Source organism: Halobacillus sp. A1-3 (assembly GCF_050971765.1).
GTDB lineage: Bacteria > Bacillota > Bacilli > Bacillales > Halobacillaceae > Halobacillus > Halobacillus mangrovi_B.
This window is the reverse complement of sequence record NZ_JBPCEO010000004.1, coordinates 323085-339755: the sequence shown is the minus strand read 5'-3', so window position 1 is coordinate 339755 and position 16671 is coordinate 323085. Positions and strand designations below refer to the sequence as shown.

Here is a 16671-nt window from a genome sequence, read left to right as displayed (position 1 = left end):
ACTGAGCGCGGCTTGTCTTTTACATAGGAGGAACGCAGGATGAGAAGTATGATTTCCTACATACTTACGAATCAGGCATTTTTAATTTTACTATTTTTTGTTAATCTTTTTGGTACTATCTATGGTTATATTTGGTATGAATCTCAGCTTTCTAAAACTGAACCAATTTTCCTTATTTTTGTACCTGACAGCCCGACGGCGAGCCTTTTCTTCACTATTTTTCTTGCATTTTTCATTTTTAAGAAGAACGCTCCATATGTTGAAGCTTTGGCGGTCATTACTTTATTTAAATATGGTGTCTGGGCGGTCGTTATGAATGGATTAACCTTTATGGAATACGGCAGTCTTCCCTGGACAGGGTACATGCTGGTGATTTCACATGGAGCGATGGCTATTCAAGGTTTGTTGTACGGGCCTTATTACGCTATACGACTTAAACACTTAATTGTTGCTGCTGTCTGGACGCTTCACAATGATGTTATCGATTATGTTTTTGGACAGATGCCTGTTTATCCTGCAATCGTACAGTATATGGACAAAATTGGTTATTTTACGTTCTGGCTAAGTATTCTTAGTATCGGGATTGCTTATTTCCTTTCTAAAAAGAACCAGCCTTCGGTCTAATCTTGCTGTTTCTCTCATAGACTCTCTGTAAGACATTTTACGAGAGGGGAGAAGTGGAATGGGACGGGCTATACTAATGATCCTCTGTTCCGTTTTGTTCGCGCTTACGCCGATCAATCATCATGGCAAAATGGAGGTCCGTGCTTCCCAAGAGTGGGATACATTTATTCTTCAATTTCAATATTTAATCTCTGATGAAAAATATGAGCTGGCTGAGCGAATGCTGCATAATCGCCTTCCTCAAATGGAACAATATGTTGAGACACTTTCTGATGAAGAAAGGTCCATGTGGGATATATTAGTAGAACCACTGGCTACAAATAATAGTGATGACTTTAATAAAGATGCTGCACGTTTAGTTATGTTTATGAATGCGGTTACGGATGAAAATCCAACTTTATTCACCAAACAAGCTTTGATAGAAATTAGTCGGGATTTACAGAACGTTTTTATACCAGTAGATGATATAGCTCAACAATGGGATGTACTTGCACCAACCGTTCAGGTATTTTATCCCGGAGCAGAAATTGAAGGGATTACGGTTTCCATATCCAGTCTAAACTCAAACGATACGGTTGAAGCCCGTGACACCGCGTTTCTGCAACTTGACGACCTTATAAAGAATTCGAAAACTCCTACATTAGATGCTTTATTGTGGACGATCTTAACCATAGGAGGTACAATAATCTTGACCCTTTCTTATGTGTCTATTCGTAAATTTAAAGGGCACAAAGCGATGGTCCATTCGCGGAAAAGTGAAAATAGTTGATTTTTTCGCTAAGTTTGACTAAAATTGACCTAAGTAGTGAATACAACCAAGACGGAGGAATGAAACATGGAGTTTCTCATATACTTTGCGCTGATTTTGATCATCCCTTTCTGGGCTCAATCAAAAGTTAAAAGTACGTACAAAAAATATTCAAAAGTGGCTACCTCCTCATCTATGTCTGGAGCAGAAGTAGCAAGAAAAATACTAGATGATAACGGATTATACAATGTTGGTGTTGAAGAAGTGCGAGGCAAGCTTTCTGACCATTATGATCCACGTTCGAAGGTTGTCCGATTATCTTCTGACAACTTTCATGGACGCTCTGCCGCAGGTGCAGCAGTTGCAGCACACGAGGTAGGTCATGCAATTCAAGATGCTCAAGATTACGCATTTTTGCGCTTTCGTAGTGCTCTAGTACCTGTAGCAAGCTTTGGTTCCAATATTTCATTCATTTTGATTATCGCTGGTTTCTTAATGGGATTGGCTAACCTTGCCCTTGTCGGGATCATTTTCTTCTCCGCCGCCGTACTATTCCAATTAGTTACTCTCCCTGTTGAGTTCGACGCTTCGAACCGAGCTATGAGTCAGTTGGTTTCCACTGGTATTATTCGTAACGATGAAGAACGTCAGACAAAGAAAGTTCTCAACGCTGCGGCGATGACTTATGTAGCTGCTGCTCTTGTAGCTGTAGCAGAATTGCTTCGTTTCATTTTAATGTTTACAGGAATGAGTGAAGAATAAACCTAGCTTATAAACCCCTGATCTTATTGATCAGGGGTTTTCTGTTTTTTTATACTTTTATTATAAGGTAAATTGATATACTGACAGCATAACCTTGGTAGCGAAAACGATAGGGAAGCTAAAAAAGCTCTACTCAAAAAGATTTATTGACGTTACTAATTTGGCCTCTTGGCCTTATTAAGTAATCTAATCTTCTAAAGGATTTTTATTCTCATCCAGAGTGAAGCCTTCTCCCATGACGTCGTGGACATGGCTAACTGCAACAAATGCATGAGGATCGATGCTGTCAATAATTGTTTTCAAACGCACAATTTCATTCTTTCCAATCACGCAGTAAAGGACATCTCGCTTCGCTCCTGAGAATGAACCTCGACCTTCCAAAACGGTCACTCCTCGATCCATCTCCTGAAGGACTTTCCGGGAAATTTCCTCACTTTTTTCTGAAATAATCGTTGTGCCTCTTGCTGCATAGGCACCTTCCTGTATGAAATCAATGACTCTAGCCCCTACAAAGACAGCGACGAGCGTGTACATGCCCTTGATAGAGTTAAGATAAGTGATGATGGACACAAAAATGACAAGTGCATCAAACATAAACATGGCTCGTCCCATACTCCAGCCCAAATATTTGTTGATTAAACGTGCGATAATGTCTACACCGCCTGTAGTTCCGCCATATCTAAAGATGATCCCTAAACCTACCCCTATGAACACTCCCGCAAAAAGTGAGGCAAGCGTTAAATCATCAGCTAAATCGATTTCTACCATGTATTTCTGTGATAGACGTATGAAGACTGAGACGGCAACAATTCCGATTAGTGAATACAAAAATGTGTTCCTGCCCAGTATTTTCCACCCAACAATTAAAACTGGGATATTAAGAACAATATTCATAAGTGCAGGGTCCCAATTAAACAAGTACAAAAGAAGTAAAGTAATTCCAGTAAAGCCGCCTTCACCCAATTCGTTCTGAATGTTAAAGTGGACAAGACCAAAAGAAAAGATTGCGGCCCCAATTAAAATAAAAATAATATTTTTTATTCGAAGTCCAAAGAGCTTCATATTCTCACCTCCGTAATATGTGACACGTTTCATATTATAGAGAACTTGTTTTGAAACGACAATTAAATGTTTTAAACTAAAAAATTTGTCAAACGCCCCCCTTTTGGCTAACATTTAGAGAGATACGTATGAAATATAAAAGAGGTGACTCATTTTGGACTATTCTACAAAAGAGATCCAGAAACGTGTGGATGATTACATATCACAATTTAAAGAAGGATACTTTTCGCCTTTAAGTCTTCAAGCGAGGTTGACGGAAGAAGTTGGAGAAATGGCTAGAGAAATCAACCATCGTTATGGGGAAAAACCAAAGAAAGATAGTGAAAAAGAAAAAGCTCTTGAAGAAGAGATGGGAGACGTTCTGTTTGTATTAACCTGCTTTGCAAATTCGTTGGATATAGATTTGTCAGAAGCATTTGAACAGTCGATGAGTAAAATCGAAAGCCGAGATAAAGACCGTTGGACAAGAAAAGAAAGGGAGGATAACTGATGGCTGATATTAAAGTGATCGTAGCGGGACCACGCGGTAAAATGGGCAGTGAAGCTCTTCGCATGATTGAAAAGGAATCTGCTTTTCAACTTGTAGGGTGTATAGATCGTATTCATGATGGACAGAAGGTAGCGGAGATAGAAGGGCTTCCCAAATTGGACGCGCTTATCTATACAAGCGCTGAAACAGCATTAGGTGAACTAGAAGCAGATGTACTAATCGATTTGACAACCCCTGAACATGGATATAAGCACACAAAGCTTGCGCTGGAGCATGGGGTGAGACCAGTAGTAGGAACTACTGGTTTTACAGAGGCGCAAATGGAGGAAATTACAGATTTAGCTGAGAGGAAAGAACTTGGAGTCGTAATCGCTCCTAATTTTGCTGTAGGAGCGTTGCTCATGATGCAATTTTCTAAATGGGCCGCTAAACATTTCCCTGATGTAGAAATTATTGAAAAGCATCATGATCAAAAATTGGATGCCCCTTCTGGAACGGCAGTTAAAACGGCTCAATTGATTCAAGAAGTAAGAGATTCTCATAAGCAGGGACATACTGATGAGAAGGAAACCATTGATGGGGCAAGAGGAGCAGATGTAGATGGTATGAAAATTCACAGTATGCGCCTGCCTGGTCTTATTGCTCATCAGGAAGTAGTCTTTGGAGGTCTTGGCCAGACATTGACGATTAAGCATGATTCTCACCACAGGGAGTCCTTTATGAGCGGTGTGAAGCTTGCTACTGAGAAAGTAATGGAATTGGATCAGCTTGTATATGGTTTAGAGCATTTGCTTGATTAAAGGGAGGAAACGGACATGAATATTGCGTTAATCGCACATGATGAGAGAAAAAAAGAAATCATCCAGTTTGCTACAGCGTACACCGGTATCCTAAAGAACCATCAGTTGTTTGCAACAGGCACGACAGGTAAGAAGATCTCTGATGCAACAGGTCTTCCTATCCATCGGTTTCAATCTGGTCCGCTTGGAGGGGATCAGCAAATCGGGGCAAAAATTGCTGAGGATGAGATGGATATGGTGATTTTTTTCAGAGATCCACTCACAGCTCAGCCGCATGAACCTGATATTAGTGCTTTGCTGCGATTATGTGATGTTCACCAGATTCCCCTTGCTACAAATCTTGCAGGTGCTGAGATACTTATACGTGCACTCGATAGAGGTGACTTTGAGTGGCGAAATGTAATAAAAGATAAGAAGAAAGATCAGGAGTGAAGTTTTATGGCTAAAATAGGAATTACTTGCTATCCTACGGTGGGTGGATCGGGAGTGATCGCTACTGAGTTAGGAAAACTCTTAGCGGAGCAAGGACACGAGATTCATTTTGTTGCTTCGCAAGTACCTTTTCGGTTGAACCGTGTTTACCCGAACATCTATTATCATGAAGTCGAAGTGAGCAATTATCCGGTTTTCCAACATCCACCTTATGATTTAGCTCTAGCAGCAAAGATGGCTGAAGTGATTAACCGAGAAGAGTTGGATATCCTCCATGTGCACTATGCTATGCCTCATGCCATTTGCGCTATTTTAGCCAAACAAATGTGTAAGCGTGATGTTAAAATTATTACGACTTTACATGGGACGGATATTACGGTTTTAGGAATCGACTCAAGTTTGAAAGAGATGATCAAATTCGGAATTGAACAATCTGATCAAGTGACGGCCGTTTCCAATAGCCTTGTTAGTCAAACGCAGGATATGCTAGATACAACTAAAAGAATTGAAGTGATCTATAATTTTGTTGATGAGAGAGAATATTACCGGAAATCGACTCAGGAATTGAAAAAAGATTACTGTATCGAAGAACATGAAAAGGTAATTATTCATATCTCCAACTTCAGAAAAGTAAAAAGGGTCCCAGATGTCATTCATGCTTTTTCGAAAATCGTCTCTGAAGTCCCTTCTAAGCTATTGTTAGTCGGTGATGGACCAGAGTATTCAGACTGTTATCAGCTAGTGCAGGAGTTAGGGATTGAAGATCGTGTGTTATTTCTTGGTAAGCAGGAGAATGTCAGTGACTTGTTGTCAATCTCTGATCTAAAACTCTTACTTTCAGAAAAGGAAAGCTTCGGCCTGGTATTACTAGAAGCGATGGCTTGCGGAGTCCCTTGTATTGGTACAAATATTGGAGGTATCCCTGAAGTCATTGATCATGGAGAAACTGGATTTATTGTAGAACTGGGGAATATCGACCAAATAGCTTCATTCGCAATTCGTATGCTAACAGATGAGAAGACAATGACTGATTATTCTAGTCAAGCTAGAGAAGTAGTAAAAGATAAATTTGCTTCCTCTACTATTTTGGGGCAGTATGAAGCATTATATAAGCAGGTGTTGAGTGATGGGAACGACATTTGAATCCATTTTCCGATCGGCCTTTGCAATCATCGAAGAAATTGAGCAACACGGAGGAGAAGCATACATCGTAGGAGGCTCTGTGAGAGACTATTTATCAGGAAGTGAAGTCGGGGATATTGATATTGCCTCTTCTGAACCACCCGAACGGATTCAAGAAATATTTGAAAAAGTCATCCCTGTTGGAATCGAACATGGTACAGTTCTCGTTAGGTATGGTGGCGAATCCTATGAAATAACAACCTATCGAACCGAAAAAGGGTATCAGGATTATCGCCATCCTGATGAAGTTACATTTGTAAGGGACATAAATGAAGACTTAGCAAGGCGGGACTTCACAATGAATGCCATAGCGATGGACCGTTACGGTCAAATCGTAGATCCATATAAAGGCCGCAAAGCCATTGAAAATAAAGAAATTAATGCAGTAGGCAATCCAACAGAGCGTTTTCAGGAGGATCCACTGCGTATGATGCGTGCCGTCCGCTTTGCGAGTCAGCTCAATTTCTTTATCGAAAGCAGGACAAAATTATCCATTTTAAAACAGGCTGAATTGCTGTCTCACATTTCTATTGAGAGAATCGCTGAGGAAACGATCAAATTGTATAAAGGAAAAGGATTTAAACTTGGACTGAAATTGATTACGGATTTAGGTTTAAAGCCCTACTTGCCTCAATTAAATAAAATTGACCTTATAAAAACGATTCCATATATCAGTTTACAGACCTGGCCTGAAGTGATCGCCTACTATACTTCCGAATACTCAGAAGCAGGTGTTAAGGAATGGGTGAAAGGTTGGAAACTTTCAAAAAGGTCTCAACGTAATGCTGAGGCTCTTTTGGAGGGGCTACTGGAGTATGAAAGGAATAGTAAGTTAACACCATGGCTGCTCTATCAACTTCCTAGTCACTTATATCCATCTTTTGCCCGGTTAATTCGTGCGAGAACCAAAATGGATGATCACATTTTACAGAAGATTGAGAAGGAAATATTGCATCTTCCTATACAAGCGAGAAAAGATCTAGCATTTCAGCCGAAGGATCTCCTTTTATTATATCCTGATCATCCAAAAGGACCATGGATATCTGAAACGATGGAAAAGTTGGAATATGCCGTTGTGACATCTGTAGTACCAAATGAATTTGAAAAGATAAAGGAGTGGGTATCAAAATGGAATCCACCCGCAAACAGTTAATTGAATTATTGCAGAAGCAAGAAGGACATATTTCAGGACAGCAGCTTTCTGAGGCTTTGGATATATCAAGAACAGCTGTCTGGAAACATATGAACGAATTAAAGAAAGACGGATATGAAATAGAAGCCGTACAAAGAAAAGGGTACAAAATTATATCCTCTCCTGATAAAATCAGTACAAATACTCTTCAGTGGGGCCTAGATACAAAATGGGTTGGCCAGCATCTCTATCATTTTGATCAAGTAGAGTCCACTCAGGAAGTTGTGCATCAGATGGCTAAACAAAGCAAACCACATGGGACTGTCGTTATTGCGGATGAACAGGTGAAAGGTAAAGGAAGGATGGCTCGAAACTGGGATTCACCAAAAGGCAAAGGGATATGGATGAGTATATTGCTTCGCCCTGATCTTCCTCCTTTTCAAGCCCCCCAGCTAACCTTGCTAGCAGCTACAGCGCTCGCTAAAATGATCGATACCCGCGGGGGGATAACACCTCAAATCAAATGGCCTAATGATATTTTAATCAACCATAAAAAAGTTTCTGGCATACTCACAGAGATGCAGGCGGAACAGGACAAGATTCAATATGTTGTATTAGGAATGGGCATTAATGTTAATCAGGACATCGATGATATTCCTTTTGATCTGCATCATAAGGCTTCTTCACTGAAAATTGAGTCAGGTCAGGATTGGAATATTCATGAGACCGTCCAACAAATCCTACGCTTGTTTGAATCTACATACGACCAGTACGTTGATCTGGGTTTCAAAGAAGTGAAACGGCAGTGGGAGCATTATGGGTATCGCATCGGAGAAGAAGTTACGATTTCTACCATGAAACGAACCTGGCAGGCTACTCTTGTGGGGATTGAGCCCGATGGAGCCTTGAGAGCTAAAGATAAGGATGGGAATGAAGAGAAGTTATATTCAGCAGAGATCCATTGGGGAGAAGGAGGATACCATGCTTAATAAACACAATCTGTCGCAAATGAAAGAGGAAAATAAGAAGATCGCAATGATCACGGCTTATGACTATCCTTCTGCTAAAATGGCAGAGGAAGCAGGAGCGGATATGATTCTTGTTGGCGATAGTCTCGGTATGACTGTTCTTGGATACGACTCTACAATTCCGGTAACTTTAGAAGATATGATTCATCACGGAAAGGCGGTTACCAGAGGAGCATTGGACACGTTCAAAGTCGTAGACATGCCATTCATGTCTTACCATATTTCAACGGAGGATTCTTTAAAGAACGCCATGCGTTTATTTCAAGATACCGGTGCTCAAGCGCTTAAGCTTGAAGGTAGCGGTGAAGTATTAAAGACGATTGAACGCTTAATTCATGCGGGCATTCCAGTAGTTGGACACATCGGACTCACACCACAATCGGTCAACGTGCTTGGCGGATATAAAGTGCAAGGAAAAGACCGTGAGACTGCAGAGCATCTGCTTGAAGAGGCTAAGCAAATTGAAACAGCAGGTGCAATGGCGATTGTACTGGAATGCGTACCTAGGCAATTGGCAGAATTAATTACCTCCCACTTAAGTATTCCCACCATAGGAATCGGTGCGGGAGCAGAATGTGACGGGCAGGTGCTTGTTTACCATGACATTCTCAAGTATGGTGTAGAACGTGTGCCGAAATTCGTAAAATCATATATGGACAGTAATAAGCAATTAGGCGAAGCAGTTAAGAGCTATGTACGGGAAGTAAAAGACGGAAGATTTCCAGAGGAAAAACATACGTTTACAATGCCTAGTGAGAGCTTGCCTAAGTTGTAAGGAGCATTTGTATGGAAGTTTATCATGAAATTAAAACGGTGCAGAAAAAAGCTATGACTCTTGTGAGAGAAGGAAAATCCATTGGTTTTGTACCGACCATGGGTTATTTGCATGAAGGCCATGTGCATCTGATTAGAGAGGCCCGTAAGGAAAATGACTTTGTTATTCTAAGTATCTTTGTTAATCCTCTTCAATTTGGGGAGGGGGAAGACCTCGAACATTATCCAAGGGATGAAGAACACGACAGAAAGGTTGCCAAAGAAAATGGTGTCGATCTCATCTTCTTACCTTCAAAGGATACGATGTACCCTAACCCTCTTTCTATCGAAATGACAGTGACAAAAAGAGGGGACGTACTTTGTGGAGGAAGTCGCCCAGGTCACTTTGAAGGCGTTGTGACTGTTCTTGCGAAACTCTTTAATATATGTCAGCCGACGAGAGCATACTTTGGAATGAAAGACGCTCAACAAGTTGCTGTCGTGGATGCTCTTATAGAGGATTATAACTTTCCTGTTCAGCTAGTTCCTGTTCCTACGGTTCGGGAGTCTGACGGACTTGCTAAAAGCAGCCGTAACGTTAATTTGTCTAAAGGAGAAAGGCGTGAGGCTCCTGCTATCCAACAAGGATTACAAATGGGCCGGCAGATGGTGCAGGAAGGGATGGTGGATCCGCAGCAGGTTATAGAGGCAACTAGAGAGTTTCTTGAAAATGAAACTCATGGTAAAATAGACTATATTGAATTATTATCTTATCCTGACTTGAAGCCTGTTGAACGAATAAATCAGCAGGTTATACTTGCGGCTGCGGTTTACTTCGAACGCGCAAGGTTGATCGACAACGTTGTTTTCGATCAGAATGGATTTATTAGTAAAGGATAAGGTTTCAAGGGGGATTATACATGTTTCGCACCATGATGAAGTCAAAGATACACAGAGCCCGCGTAACGGAAGCGAACTTAAATTACGTCGGGAGCATAACCATTGATCAGAATCTGATGGACCAAGTAGGGATTCTTCCTCATGAAAAGGTTCAGATCGTAAATAATAATAATGGAGCAAGGCTTGAAACTTACGTTATTGCAGGTGAACGTGGAAGCGGCGTCGTTTGCTTAAACGGTGCAGCAGCCCGTCTCGTTCAACCAGACGACGTTGTTATCATCGTTTCCTATGCTATGTTGAGTGAAGACGAACTGGCTGATTTTAAGCCAAAGATCGCCCTAATGGGAGAGAATAACAAAGTTGAAGAAATTGTTGAAGAAGAACCGCCACTGACTGCTTTACCAATGTAAGGAGAAAAGCATAACGGGACGTGTTAAGGATCTTTGCCCGATTGACAAGGCAGGGTCCTTCCTTTTTGTCCCAGTGGCTGCTGCAATCTTTCAAACTTGATCAATGGGTATGGTATTACTCTACTGGACTGAATTTAAGCACTTCGTCTCTTTAGGAGCGACTGTCTTTTTCTTTAACTAAAAGAGGTGATTTTATGACTGCATTTGCGATTGTTGATTTAGAAACAACAGGAAATTCGGCATCTAAGGGTGACCGCATTATTGAAATTGGCATTGTCCTGATGGATGAGAAAAGAGAGATTGTTCGGGAATTCTCTTCTTTGATCTACCCTGAAAGAGAAATTCCACCCTTTATTACATCCTTGACAGGTATTGAAGAGGATGATCTTTTGGATGCTCCTTTATTTACAGAAGTCGCAGATGAAATCAATTCAATCCTCAAGGGTACTTATTTTGTTGCACATAATATTGAATTTGATCTAGGCTTTTTGAATGAAGAGTTCAAACGTTGTGGCTATCCACCAATACATAACCCTGTGATAGATACAGTTGAGTTATCGAGAATTATGCTTCCTATGGCTCCTAGCTTCAAACTTGGTCAGCTGGCTGAATGGTTAGATATGGGACATGACCAGCCGCACCGAGCTCTTTCAGATGCTAAAGTTACTGGGGAATTGCTTGGATTTTTATTAAAACGATTGGAAGGATTGCCGGAACGAACCCTTGAGCATATGCTTAAAGTTGAATCAAAGTTGAAAAGTGAACTAAGGCCATTGATTCAAGAGGTCATTCAACTGAAACGGTATAAAAATTTAAAAGGTCTTGAACTCGAGTATGATCTTTTTCATGGTATTCCAATTAGAAAAGTAGATCGCTCTTTGAATAAAGAAGGGAACCATCTGCCCCCTTTTAAGGACTGGATAGAAAAGGCTTTCCATAAGCCTGAAGGGTTGAAAAAACACCTCTCTAATTACGAACCACGAAAAGGACAGATGGAGATGTCAGAAACCGTGCAGCAAGCTTTAAATAATGGTAACCATGCTATGATTGAAGCTGGAGCCGGCACAGGGAAATCGATCTCGTATTTATTAGCCGCTGTTCATCATTCCTTAAACAGTAACAACAGAGTTGTCATTACTACACACACGACTAGTTTGCAGAAACAATTGCTCGAAGATGAGATCCCTATAATAGAAAAGATGTCAAACAGGCAAATTCAAGCTGTGCTTTACAAGGGAAGAAGTCATTACATCAGTTTAGTTCATTTCAGTTATGAACTTGACCAGTCATATCAGGATAATTATGATAGTGCTCTGGCTAAGGCCATGATATTAGTCTGGTTAATGGAAACATCCACAGGTGATATTGACGAGATTCAACTTCCTTCGAATGGGAAACAGTTTTGGCACAAAGTGTCATCGGAGCAATCCACTAAGAAGGTAGAATTAGATATAGGAGAAAACTCTTTCTTCAGATGGGCACAGAAAAAAGCTGAACAGGCAGATATCATTATTACGAATCATGCTCTTTTATGTATGGATCTTATCAGCTCTGAAGATCGGTTGCCGAATTATGAGTATGCGATTGTGGATGAAGCACATCACCTCGAATCTGTAGCAAGCCGGTATTTTGGTATTCGCTTAAATTATAAAGAACTGCAGAGACAGTTGACTCAGTTCTCCGAGCTTTTCAAAAAGAGAGGCTATAGGAAGCTTAATGTTTCCGATGCGATCTTTAGAGAGCTAGACCGCTGTCAGTTTATCGTGGATGAAGCCAAGGAAGAATTGAACCATTTTTCCAGATTCATTTTTCAAAAAGTAAAGAAACAAAGTAAAAAGGAAAAAGCGAAGAGTGATGTAGGAAGAATCCAGTATTTGATTAGCGGACGCAAAGAAGACTCGTTTCGCGTTACTGCGCATGAAATGTGTCATCGATTTCTGGCTGCGATCCGTAAGTTAATGGGTGGGATGGAAAAGATACGCGATCATCTTTATACACTGGAACCTCTAGCTGAAAATCCCTCGATAGCTATACTCAGGTCAAGACTGGATACTAAAATAGATTTTTGCAACCATGTGCGTAAACAGCTAATGGATTATTTTAGCGTAAGTGATGAGGATGAAGTGAAGTGGATTGAAATAGAAGGAGAAGGTGCTACAAACGCCGTATACCTGTTTGGCGAGCCTCTGAATATTGCAGACCTTCTTCATGAACGTCTTTTCTCGAAGAAACTGAGCGTCACTTTGACCAGTGCTACGATGACAACGAACGGATCGTTTGATTATCTCAGGAAAACCCTGGGGTTAGACCAAAGTGATGCTGTAACTGAAGTAAGTTTCCCTTCACCCTATGATTATGAATCACAAGTTAAGTTAATGGTGCCGAGCGATTTTCCTAGTATTAAATCTCATCCTGAAGAATTTATTGAAGCGATTAGTGAAGCTATTTATTCTACGGCTCTAGTGACTAAGGGAAGAATGCTCGTTTTATTTACATCTTACGAGATGCTAAAAAAGACGTATCATCTGCTTAGAGAATTCATTGATCCGGATGAGTTCATGGTATTTGCTCAAGGTGTATCCAGTGGAAGCAGAGACCGCTTGAAAAAGAATTTTCAGGCCTTTGAGCAGTCCATTCTTTTAGGAACAAGTTCTTTTTGGGAGGGCGTGGATATACCTGGAGATGATCTATCCTGCTTAATGATTGTCAGGCTCCCTTTTCAGCCACCAGGTCAACCCGTACAAACTAGAAGAAATGAAAGGTTAAAAGAAGAGGGGAGAAATCCGTTTATGGAAAGGTCGCTCCCGCATGCTATCATTCGCTTCAAGCAAGGATTTGGTAGGTTGATCCGATCGAGTACCGATCGAGGGGTGGTCTTCATTTGTGATCAGCGTCTGATGGAGGCAAAATATGGGAAATATTTTCTTTCTTCCATCCCTGATGTACCTATAACCTATAGCCAGACTAAGGAATTGATTAGCCAAATAGACAAATGGTTGTAGTTACCGTTCAACTTCTTACTTCTTACCTGTTATAATGTAGAGCGAGTCCCACTAGATGTTTGACTATCTCGGCTGATTTATGGAGGGTTTAAATTGGATAATAAAATTGAAACATTATCGACGGTACGGATTAAAAAATCAGACGACTTGTATAAAGTTGTAGATTCTTTAAATCGAACTTTGAAAGAACAAAATTTAATGTTTGGGTTGGCTCTAGATGATGAGGACGATCAAACCGCAGTCTTCACAATTTACCGTACCTAGGTGGGTGAAGTGGACATCATTGACTTTTGCTGTGCTGGTTATTATTTTTCTACTATTCTTTTCATGGATGTACTTTGAAATTAATAAGGATCGTACAGCAGGGCAGGAAGACGCTTCTAAAATTGCCTTGGAAGAAACTAAATTGTCTGAGGTTGATCAGGTTACAGTCTACCGTGGCGAACAAACGGTACATATTGTAGAAGGAAAGTCCAACCAAGGAGATCATGGGCTTATCTATATCGATCTTAAAGAAAAGAAAGTAATTGAGCAGTTATTTAATGAGAAAGTCATTTCAAAAGAAGCACTAAAGCAAAAGTGGAGCCAGAGTTGTGGAGGCTGTGAATTTAAATATATTCAATACGCATTTGAAGAGAATCAGCCTGTTTATGAGATGAGCTACATTGATGAAAAAAACCGTTATGTTTTAGACTACTTTAAACTATCTGGTGAAAGTTTTGATCAAAGATTTGCCTTTAGGCAGAATTAATTGAAGGAGTGAACATATCATGCAACTTGCTGACCGCGTTCAATCACTTACCCCATCAAGCACTTTGGCAATTACAGCCAAAGCAAAAGCTCTTAAAGCTGAAGGACACGATGTCATAGGTCTTGGAGCAGGAGAGCCGGACTTTAATACCCCATCTTTTATTTTAGAAGCGGCTAAACGTGCTATGGATGAAGGAAAAACAAAATATACCCCTGCGGGTGGGATTCCGGAATTAAAAAACGCCATTACGGCTAAACTTAAACGTGATCAAGAACTTACCTACACAAATGAGCAGATTATTGTTACAACAGGTGCTAAACACGCTTTGTTCACGCTATTCCAGGTGCTGTTGAATGAAGGGGACGAGGTTATTGTCCCTGCACCTTATTGGGTGAGCTATCCCGAGCAAATCAAACTTGCTCAAGGGAAACCTGTTATTGTAACGGCTGATGAATCAAATGATTTTAAGGTGACACCAGAACAGCTAGAGGAATCGATCACTCCAAAAACGAAAGCTGTCATTATAAATTCTCCTAGTAACCCAACGGGAATGATGTACTCTAAAGAAGAGCTGGAGGCTATCGGGCAAGTTTGTTTAGAAAATGATGTACTTATTGTTTCCGATGAAATTTATGAGAAGCTCATCTACACTGATGAAAATCATGTGTCGATTGCACAAATTTCAGAAGAGTTATATGATCAGACAGTCATTATTAACGGAGTCTCTAAGTCTCACTCAATGACTGGATGGCGAATTGGGTTTGCAGCAGGTAATAAAACAATAATTAAAGCAATGTCAAACATGGCATCCCATTCTACTTCAAACCCAACCTCTGTGGCTCAATACGCAGCGTTGGCTGCTTACACTGCTACAGAGGAGAAAGTAGACGAGATGAAACGAGCTTTCAAAGAGCGTCTTGATGTATTATACTCATTGTTGGTTGATATTCCAGGTGTAGAATGTGCCAAGCCTTCCGGTGCTTTCTACTTGTTTCCAAATGTGAAAAAAGCTGTGGAAACGTGCGGATTTGAAGACGTCGATTCGTGGGTGAAGGCGCTCCTAGATGAAGAGAAAGTGGCGCTGGTACCAGGATCCGGCTTCGGTTCTCCTGAGAATGTACGCTTATCTTACGCAACTTCATTAGATCAGTTGGAAGAGGCGGCTAAGCGCATTAAAGACTTTGTTCAAAAACATCAATCATAAACGTTAGCTGGAGGTATTAGTGTGAAAACAACGATTTCTGAAGTATCAAAACACGTAGGAGAAGAAGTCACCATCGGTGCGTGGCTTGCCAATAAGCGTTCAAGCGGTAAGATCGCTTTTTTACAACTTCGTGATGGAACAGGTTTCATGCAAGGAATTGTCGTGAAGGCTGATATTGGTGAAGAGAAATTTCAGGAAGCAAAAGCTTTGACTCAAGAATCATCACTTTATGTTACGGGTACAATCGTTGAAGATACTCGTTCTCCATTAGGCTTTGAAATGCAAGTGAATGATTTCGAACTCATTCATGAAGCAGTGGATTATCCAATCACACCTAAAGAACACGGGCCGGAATTTTTGATGGATCACCGGCACCTGTGGCTGCGTTCAAGCCGCCAGCATGCCGTAATGAAAGTACGGAACGAAATCATTCGTGCGACGTATGAGTTCTTTAATGAAAACGGGTATGTCAAAATAGATCCACCAATCCTTACAGGGTCATCTGCTGAAGGCACAACCGAACTTTTTCATACAAAGTACTTTGATGAAGATGCCTATCTTTCTCAAAGTGGTCAGCTCTACATGGAAGCAGCGGCGATGGCTTTTGGCCGAGTATTCAGCTTCGGACCGACATTCCGTGCTGAGAAATCAAAAACACGCCGACATCTTATTGAATTCTGGATGATTGAACCAGAGATGGCTTTTATGGACCATGAAGACAGCTTAGAAGTACAGGAACAATACGTTTCCCATGTAGTTCAGTCCGTTCTTAAAAACTGTAAGATCGAACTTGATACGCTAGGGCGTGATGTTGAGAAGCTAGAAAAAGTTCAAGCTCCATTCCCACGTATCAGCTATGATGAAGCGATCCAGCTTCTTAAAGAAAAAGGATTTGAAGATATTGAGTGGGGAGAAGATTTTGGTGCACCTCATGAGACGGCTATTGCTGAAAGTTATGATAAACCTGTATTTATCACAAACTACCCAGCAGAAATTAAAGCATTTTACATGAAACCAGATCCTACACGCCCTGATGTTGTTCTATGCGCCGACTTGATCGCGCCTGAAGGCTATGGAGAGATAATTGGCGGTTCTCAGCGAATTGATGATCTTGAGCTTATGAAAAAGCGGTACGAAGAACATGACTTAACTGGAGAAGCCTATAAGTGGTATTTGCAGCTTCGTGAATACGGAAGTGTGCCGCACTCAGGCTTCGGACTTGGATTAGAAAGAACGGTAGCATGGATTGCGGGAGTAGAACACGTCCGTGAGACGATTCCATTCCCTCGTTTATTAAATAGACTATACCCTTAAGAAATTTGCAGTTTTTCAAACACCGATCCTTCCATTGCAGACGGCATCGGTGTTTTTTCCTGTGATATGATGAAAAG

At 40.8% G+C, this 16671-nt stretch carries 18 protein-coding genes; 17 read left to right on the top strand and 1 reads right to left on the bottom strand.

Going from position 1 to position 16671, the window contains the following annotated elements; translation table 11 throughout:
• Positions 1-48 precede the first annotated feature (48 nt).
• From lhaT to ACRYKC_RS09535, 3 genes are all read left to right on the top strand, one after another.
• Entirely contained in the window at positions 49-624 is a 576-nt protein-coding gene (gene lhaT, locus ACRYKC_RS09545; protein WP_433806595.1) for a lipoprotein heptaprenylglyceryl N-acetyltransferase LhaT, read from the top strand.
• 58 nt (positions 625-682) lie between these two features.
• Positions 683-1393, top strand: coding sequence for a sporulation protein YpjB (locus ACRYKC_RS09540; RefSeq protein ID WP_433806494.1), 711 nt, complete (start codon positions 683-685; stop codon positions 1391-1393).
• Positions 1394-1459: 66 nt separating this feature from the next.
• Positions 1460-2134, top strand: coding sequence for a zinc metallopeptidase (locus ACRYKC_RS09535; RefSeq protein WP_433806493.1), 675 nt, complete (start codon positions 1460-1462; stop codon positions 2132-2134).
• A gap of 186 nt (positions 2135-2320) precedes the next feature.
• Here the strand turns inward: ACRYKC_RS09535 and ACRYKC_RS09530 are convergent, their stop codons facing one another.
• Entirely contained in the window at positions 2321-3196 is an 876-nt protein-coding gene (locus ACRYKC_RS09530) for a YitT family protein (RefSeq protein ID WP_433806492.1), read from the bottom strand.
• A gap of 154 nt (positions 3197-3350) precedes the next feature.
• Between ACRYKC_RS09530 and ACRYKC_RS09525 the strand changes: the two genes are divergently transcribed.
• From ACRYKC_RS09525 to asnS, 14 genes are all read left to right on the top strand, one after another.
• Entirely contained in the window at positions 3351-3686 is a 336-nt protein-coding gene (locus ACRYKC_RS09525; RefSeq protein ID WP_433806491.1) for a nucleotide pyrophosphohydrolase, read from the top strand.
• Positions 3686-4486, top strand: a complete 801-nt coding sequence (gene dapB / locus ACRYKC_RS09520) for a 4-hydroxy-tetrahydrodipicolinate reductase (protein ID WP_433806490.1) — start codon at positions 3686-3688, stop codon at positions 4484-4486. The genes ACRYKC_RS09525 and dapB overlap by 1 nt, the downstream gene beginning before the upstream one ends.
• Positions 4487-4501: 15 nt before the next feature.
• Positions 4502-4918: a methylglyoxal synthase gene (locus ACRYKC_RS09515; protein ID WP_433806489.1), complete on the top strand. Its 417-nt coding sequence runs from the start codon at positions 4502-4504 to the stop codon at positions 4916-4918.
• A 6-nt stretch (positions 4919-4924) separates the two neighbouring features.
• Entirely contained in the window at positions 4925-6061 is a 1137-nt protein-coding gene (bshA, locus tag ACRYKC_RS09510; RefSeq protein WP_433806488.1) for an N-acetyl-alpha-D-glucosaminyl L-malate synthase BshA, read from the top strand.
• Positions 6045-7253, top strand: coding sequence for a CCA tRNA nucleotidyltransferase (locus ACRYKC_RS09505; RefSeq protein ID WP_433806487.1), 1209 nt, complete (start codon positions 6045-6047; stop codon positions 7251-7253). The genes bshA and ACRYKC_RS09505 overlap by 17 nt, the downstream gene beginning before the upstream one ends.
• Positions 7229-8221 (top strand): biotin--[acetyl-CoA-carboxylase] ligase, encoded by a 993-nt coding sequence (locus ACRYKC_RS09500; protein ID WP_433806486.1) that lies wholly within the window; start codon positions 7229-7231, stop codon positions 8219-8221. Before ACRYKC_RS09505 ends, ACRYKC_RS09500 begins: the two co-directional genes overlap by 25 nt.
• Positions 8214-9035, top strand: coding sequence for a 3-methyl-2-oxobutanoate hydroxymethyltransferase (gene panB, locus ACRYKC_RS09495; RefSeq protein ID WP_433806485.1), 822 nt, complete (start codon positions 8214-8216; stop codon positions 9033-9035). The genes ACRYKC_RS09500 and panB overlap by 8 nt, the downstream gene beginning before the upstream one ends.
• 11 nt (positions 9036-9046) lie before the next feature.
• The gene (gene panC / locus ACRYKC_RS09490; protein ID WP_433806484.1) at positions 9047-9913 is read left to right on the top strand and encodes a pantoate--beta-alanine ligase; all 867 of its coding nucleotides are present in this window, start codon (positions 9047-9049) and stop codon (positions 9911-9913) included.
• Positions 9914-9933: 20 nt separating this feature from the next.
• Positions 9934-10323, top strand: coding sequence for an aspartate 1-decarboxylase (panD, locus tag ACRYKC_RS09485; RefSeq protein ID WP_433806483.1), 390 nt, complete (start codon positions 9934-9936; stop codon positions 10321-10323).
• Positions 10324-10517: 194 nt separating this feature from the next.
• Positions 10518-13325, top strand: a complete 2808-nt coding sequence (gene dinG, locus ACRYKC_RS09480; protein ID WP_433806482.1) for an ATP-dependent DNA helicase DinG — start codon at positions 10518-10520, stop codon at positions 13323-13325.
• 93 nt (positions 13326-13418) lie between these two features.
• Positions 13419-13589 carry a YpmA family protein gene (locus ACRYKC_RS09475; protein ID WP_085029749.1) on the top strand — a complete coding sequence of 57 codons (171 nt, stop codon included), beginning with the start codon at positions 13419-13421 and terminating at the stop codon, positions 13587-13589.
• On the top strand, positions 13546-14076 hold the full coding sequence (locus tag ACRYKC_RS09470; RefSeq protein ID WP_433806481.1) for a cell wall elongation regulator TseB-like domain-containing protein: 531 nt from the start codon (positions 13546-13548) through the stop codon (positions 14074-14076). Before ACRYKC_RS09475 ends, ACRYKC_RS09470 begins: the two co-directional genes overlap by 44 nt.
• 19 nt (positions 14077-14095) lie before the next feature.
• Positions 14096-15280, top strand: a complete 1185-nt coding sequence (locus ACRYKC_RS09465) for a pyridoxal phosphate-dependent aminotransferase (protein WP_433806480.1) — start codon at positions 14096-14098, stop codon at positions 15278-15280.
• Between the two features lie 21 nt (positions 15281-15301).
• A complete protein-coding gene (gene asnS / locus ACRYKC_RS09460) occupies positions 15302-16594 on the top strand; it encodes an asparagine--tRNA ligase (protein ID WP_433806479.1) in 1293 nt (430 codons plus the stop codon).
• Positions 16595-16671: the final 77 nt, after the last annotated feature.

What these genes read in the sequence shown, in the direction of transcription:
- ACRYKC_RS09540 (WP_433806494.1), top strand. Translation starts at nt 683, where the DNA reads ATGGGACGGGCTATACTAATGATCCTCTGTTCCGTTTTGTTCGCGCTT.
- ACRYKC_RS09530 (WP_433806492.1), bottom strand. Translation starts at nt 3,196, where the DNA reads ATGAAGCTCTTTGGACTTCGAATAAAAAATATTATTTTTATTTTAATT.
- ACRYKC_RS09515 (WP_433806489.1), top strand. Translation starts at nt 4,502, where the DNA reads ATGAATATTGCGTTAATCGCACATGATGAGAGAAAAAAAGAAATCATC.
- lhaT (WP_433806595.1), top strand. Translation starts at nt 49, where the DNA reads ATGATTTCCTACATACTTACGAATCAGGCATTTTTAATTTTACTATTT.
- dapB (WP_433806490.1), top strand. Translation starts at nt 3,686, where the DNA reads ATGGCTGATATTAAAGTGATCGTAGCGGGACCACGCGGTAAAATGGGC.
- ACRYKC_RS09500 (WP_433806486.1), top strand. Translation starts at nt 7,229, where the DNA reads ATGGAATCCACCCGCAAACAGTTAATTGAATTATTGCAGAAGCAAGAA.
- bshA (WP_433806488.1), top strand. Translation starts at nt 4,925, where the DNA reads ATGGCTAAAATAGGAATTACTTGCTATCCTACGGTGGGTGGATCGGGA.
- dinG (WP_433806482.1), top strand. Translation starts at nt 10,518, where the DNA reads ATGACTGCATTTGCGATTGTTGATTTAGAAACAACAGGAAATTCGGCA.
- ACRYKC_RS09470 (WP_433806481.1), top strand. Translation starts at nt 13,546, where the DNA reads ATGAGGACGATCAAACCGCAGTCTTCACAATTTACCGTACCTAGGTGG.
- ACRYKC_RS09465 (WP_433806480.1), top strand. Translation starts at nt 14,096, where the DNA reads ATGCAACTTGCTGACCGCGTTCAATCACTTACCCCATCAAGCACTTTG.
- panC (WP_433806484.1), top strand. Translation starts at nt 9,047, where the DNA reads ATGGAAGTTTATCATGAAATTAAAACGGTGCAGAAAAAAGCTATGACT.
- ACRYKC_RS09505 (WP_433806487.1), top strand. Translation starts at nt 6,045, where the DNA reads ATGGGAACGACATTTGAATCCATTTTCCGATCGGCCTTTGCAATCATC.
- panD (WP_433806483.1), top strand. Translation starts at nt 9,934, where the DNA reads ATGTTTCGCACCATGATGAAGTCAAAGATACACAGAGCCCGCGTAACG.
- panB (WP_433806485.1), top strand. Translation starts at nt 8,214, where the DNA reads ATGCTTAATAAACACAATCTGTCGCAAATGAAAGAGGAAAATAAGAAG.
- ACRYKC_RS09535 (WP_433806493.1), top strand. Translation starts at nt 1,460, where the DNA reads ATGGAGTTTCTCATATACTTTGCGCTGATTTTGATCATCCCTTTCTGG.